Source organism: Nocardiopsis oceani, from assembly GCF_054777395.1.
Genome location: NZ_BAAHAR010000120.1, coordinates 1 through 1,240 on the forward strand (window position 1 = coordinate 1; position 1,240 = coordinate 1,240).

A 1,240-nucleotide genomic window follows, 5' to 3' on the forward strand; every position below is an offset into this window, starting at 1 on the left:
CACGCTCCTCGTTCCTGGTGATCAGGGTGATAAGAGCCGTATGACGGGAGACTGTCACGTACGGATCTGTGAGGGCCGGGGGGTGAGATTCCCCCCGGCTACTCGGCGGGGACGGGTGGTTGAGGTCCAAGCCATTCCGGGCTTCGCCCGAAAAGCTGATTCTGTCGGCCTGGCGGCCGATCCCTGCCACGCCGCCGCAGCGTTGACGGGTCGGGTGTCGCGGTTGGTCAAAGTGTGCGGAGAAAACCCCGATGATCTTGCCCCTGTCTCCACCCTCGACGGCCGAGGGTGGAGACAGGGGCAAGATCATTCCCATTCGGGTGTGCATATGTCCGCTTTGCCCAAGAACGCGCACAGGGGGTCGGGTCCCTTTTTCTGGAAGGCTTCTCTTTGGGAAAAGAGAAAGGCAGGCTAGGGTGGTCGGGTAAGGGTTTTATCACCCCCGGGATAGGTCATTTTCGGGGCGTTGTTGATATGCTTAGGGCATGGCTTCTTCTTTTGGGCAGTGCGGGAACGCGGCGGGCAATACGCCCGCCGTGTCCGCCATGGGTGCTGCCCGGGGAAAGATCGCTTCGGAAATGGGCGAGGTGCCTCCGGCGGGTGCGGCCGGTGAGGTGCTGGATGTGATCTCGCAGGTGTTCGAGGACATGGAGCAGGCCCAGCTTGCGATGCTGCTGCGTCTGGCCCAGCTGGAGGCGGCCGGCACCCTGTTGGAGGCGGGTGGGCAGAGGTCGGTGCAGAACTGGCTGATCCACTCGGTGGGGATGGTCCCCGTTGAGGCCAACGGGCGCGCCGAGCTGGCCCGCCGGCTGTTCGCCCTGGAGCTTCCCGCCACCCGCCAAGGCTTGGACTCTGGGTTGTTGTCGATCGGGGAGGCGGTGGCGGTGTGCCGGGCCGCTGAGAGGGCGGTCAAGGCGCGCAACACCGGCCGCCACCCCGACGCCGGGGAGTTTCGGCGGATGATGGAGGCCGGGATCGTGGCGGCCAAGGCTAAGGAGCCGGCGATGTCGACCTCCCACATCGCCCGGCTGGGCCGGGAGCTGTTGGCCCAGTACAACCCGGCCGTGGTGGAAGAGCAGTACCAGGCTGCCTTCGACGCCCGTGGTGCGCGTTTGGTGCGCACCTTTGATGCGACCTTCATGGTCGAGCTGTGGGGTCCGAGTGAGCACGCCGAGGAGATCCAGCGTGAGCTCAAGGCCCACGAGGTGGACTATGACCCCGAGAGGCTGCACGTGTCGGC

General features: G+C 65.6%; 1 pseudogene. It reads left to right on the plus strand.

Annotated features, from left to right (window positions below):
- Positions 1-485: 485 nt before the first annotated feature.
- A pseudogene (locus ACYVDG_RS32640) lies at positions 486-1,240 on the plus strand (HNH endonuclease signature motif containing protein); the annotation flags it as partial.